The organism is Stieleria sp., from assembly GCF_041595215.1.
Classification (GTDB): domain Bacteria; phylum Planctomycetota; class Planctomycetia; order Pirellulales; family Pirellulaceae; genus Stieleria; species Stieleria magnilauensis.
In genome coordinates, this window is sequence record NZ_JBFHKV010000992.1 from 1 (window position 1) to 3,220 (window position 3,220).

At 60.0% G+C, this 3,220-nt stretch carries 3 protein-coding genes; all 3 read left to right on the forward strand.

The window, feature by feature from the left end:
* Positions 1-309 (forward strand): phosphoribosyltransferase (locus tag ABX749_RS27210; RefSeq protein ID WP_372898792.1); only part of this gene is annotated, 309 nt, incomplete at its 5' end.
* Positions 306-1,643, forward strand: coding sequence for a glycosyltransferase (locus ABX749_RS27215; protein WP_372898794.1), 1,338 nt, complete (start codon positions 306-308; stop codon positions 1,641-1,643). The genes ABX749_RS27210 and ABX749_RS27215, both read left to right, overlap by 4 nt.
* Positions 1,640-2,743 (forward strand): glycosyltransferase family 4 protein, encoded by a 1,104-nt coding sequence (locus ABX749_RS27220; protein ID WP_372898795.1) that lies wholly within the window; start codon positions 1,640-1,642, stop codon positions 2,741-2,743. Before ABX749_RS27215 ends, ABX749_RS27220 begins: the two co-directional genes overlap by 4 nt.
* Positions 2,744-3,220 lie beyond the last annotated feature (477 nt).

Sequence of the window (3,220 nt, forward strand, 5' to 3'; positions counted from 1 at the left end):
ATGCTGATCGACGTCAAAGATCGCGAGGTGCTGTTGGTCGATGATATTTTTGACACCGGACGGACGTTGGATCGGTTGTCGGGGATGATCAAGGACCTCGGCGCAAAATCGACCAAGACTGCGGTGTTGTTGCACAAGCATCGCGAGCATGCCGTGTCGCTGCGTCCCGACTTTGTGGCGTTTGAAATCCCCGATGAATTCGTGGTCGGCTACGGATTGGATTACTTGGACATGTACCGCAACCTGCCCTACCTGGCGGTCTTGGAGACGCACGAGATCGAAGCGACGGAGCACAAATCGAAACAGTGAGTGGTTTGGAACGCCCCGTCCGTGTTCTGTTGATCGGTCGACACTTTTGGCCGCACGGGTCGATCGATTCGGCCGGCCATCTGATGGAACTTGCCACCGGCTTGCGGCTGGCGGGGATTCAGGTGTCGGTCGTGACGCCGAAATATGCCGGCTCCTGGGCCGAGAGGTTTTCGTTTCGCGAATGCCAGGTGTATCGCCCGATTCGCATGTTTCGAACCGGTTGGACGGCACGGGGTGACCGCACGGCATCACGCTACATTCGCTACCTCCGTGACTGGATCGAATCCGACCCGACCGCGTGCGACATCGTCTACTGCGACGCCGGTCGTGAAGAAGCGATCGCGGCGGTCGAAGCCGCTCAGGCGATCGGTGTTCCCTCGGTGGTTCGGCTTTCCGGACACGGCGACTGCAGCGATTTCGAATTCTTCAAACACAGTCGCATCGGAAAGCGTTGTCGATCGGCCGTGATGGAGGCCGCTGCCGTCGTTCTAGACAGCGCCTCGGCCCATCGCCGCTGGCTGGCCGAAGGCGGCGACAAAACACGGACTCATCGCATTGCCCATGGGGTCGGTCCGACGAAGGAGCAGGGGTTGTCGAGTCTTAAAAATCTTCGCCGGGCGATGTCGCGGATCAACGGCGATCTGTTCGTCCCCGACGCCTGCTCGGTCGTGCTGTCGGTCGAACGACTGGATCGAAGTTCGGGCATCATGACACTGGTGAAATCGGCGTACCTGCTTTCCAATCACATCCCAGGATTACAGTTTTGGTTCGTCGGCGATGGCCCGCTGCGTGAAACGATCTACTCGCGACTGAAAAGCGACGGGTTGCGACAATCGATGGCGATGCCGGGCTCGTTCGGATCACCGGACGATGTCTATTCCGCAGCCGACTTGATGGTCCACGTCGGCGACCAGGGATTTGAGCATCAAGTCCCGACCGCGATCGCGGCCGGGTTGCCGCTGGTGCTGGCCAATACCGAAACGGCGCGCGAGTTTTTTGGCGTCGGCGAGTCCGATGTCCGGCGGCGGATCATCGAGCGTCGAGCCGATGCACTCCAAGCCGATTCAGAAGCCCTCGACGGGGCGTCCGAGCAAGCCGGGGCCTTGGTCTGGTGGTTCGATCCGGCTCGCCCCAAGACCCTGCGTTTCGCGATCGAGCAGATCGTCGGCAACCTGGAACAGGCTCGCCGACGCGCCCAGCAGACGCGCCGGATCATGCAACGGACCCGATCACGTAGCGACTCCATCGAGCGCTATGTCACGCTCTTTCGCCAACTCGCCGCCAAATCGCTCCCGAGCCCTTCGCAATCGACGTCGATGGAAAACGCGCAATGAAACTTCGAATCGCGCTGATCATTCCGACGATGGACCGAGGCGGTGCCGAAAAACAGCTTGCCTTGTTAGCTGAAAATCTGCCGCGCGACGCATTCGACGTGCGAGTCTTCCTGCTGACACGCGACGGTCCGAGAAGCGAATCGTTGAGACAAGCTGGAATCTCGATCACCGTGATCGGCAAACGTTTCAAGGCGGATCCGTCGGCGTTGTTTCGCTTACGACGGGCGTTGGCGGATTGGTCGCCCGACCTGGTGCACACCTGGTTGTTCGCCGCCAACAGCTTCGGCCGCGCCGCGGCGCTGCTGGCCAAGGTTCCGGTGATTGTCGCCAGTGAACGTTGCGTCGACCCCTGGAAAACCTGGTGGCATTTTCGGATCGATCGGTTTCTGGCACGACGCTCGGCTGCGATCACGACCAACAGTTCCGGGGTTCAGGAATTCTATGCGCGTCATGGCGTCGTCTCCGATCTGTTTCATGTCATCCCCAATGGCATTCCACCTCGGACGGTGACGCCGATCTCGCGTTCGCAAGCTTTTGAGCGGCTCGGCGTCTCGGTGGAGCGAAAGTTGGTGCTGGCGGTCGGCCGCCTGTGGCCGCAAAAGCGTTATCGTGATTTGATCTGGGCGGCCGAACTGCTCGCTTGCACGCGTGACGACACCACGTTGGTCGTGATCGGTGACGGTCCCCAAAAAGCTGAACTGCTGCGTTTTCGCGACTCCGTCACCATCCCCGAACATGTTCGTTTCGCCGGCGCGCGGGATGATGTGGCCGAACTGCTGCCTCATGCGGATTTGTTTTGGATCGGCAGCGAGTATGAAGGCCAGAGCAACGCGGTGATCGAAGCCATGCAGGCCGGGATCCCGGTGATCGCTTCGGACATTCCCGGCAATCGAGATTTGATCCTCGACGATCAAACCGGACGATTGGTTCCGCTGGGAGACCGCGCCGCGCTGGCCCGCGAATCACTGGATTTACTCGAGCACCCTGAAGTCGCCGATCGGCTGGGGACCGCCGCCAGGGAGCGGATCGAGGACGCGTTTTCGGTCGAGAAAATGGTCCAGCGTCACGCCCAGCTGTACCGAGATCTGGTCTCGCGATGACAGTGACGGGAGGCATTCTTTTCGGAAAGACACGCGTTGCCTGGCGAATTGACGGCAAATTCTGATAAGCCATTCCGTTCGTAACGATCAAGCCAAGGCCGGAGCGACGAAATTGATTTGAAACCGCGGTTTTGCTTCAGTTGCAAGTTGAGTGGCGGCAAAGGACAGATACCATCAGGGCATCGTTGGACGACTCGGTCAGCCAAACGGTGCCCCTCCGGGGTTGCCTGCGGACCGGTCGACCGATCCTTTGCACCAGCCTAGCTGCCTCCCCCCCTGCCAACCGGTTTAGATGGACATGCGAGAAACCCGCCGACAAACGATCGACGAAGTCGAATTAATGTTGGCCAACGCGCGGCTTCGGGATGAGCTGGAGCCGTACCGTGACGAGTCGATCGAATCGTCGATCAACCGAATGTCGCTGCAAGCCGAGAACGAATACTTGGCGTCGATGTTGGCCTGGGAACGTGCACCGGC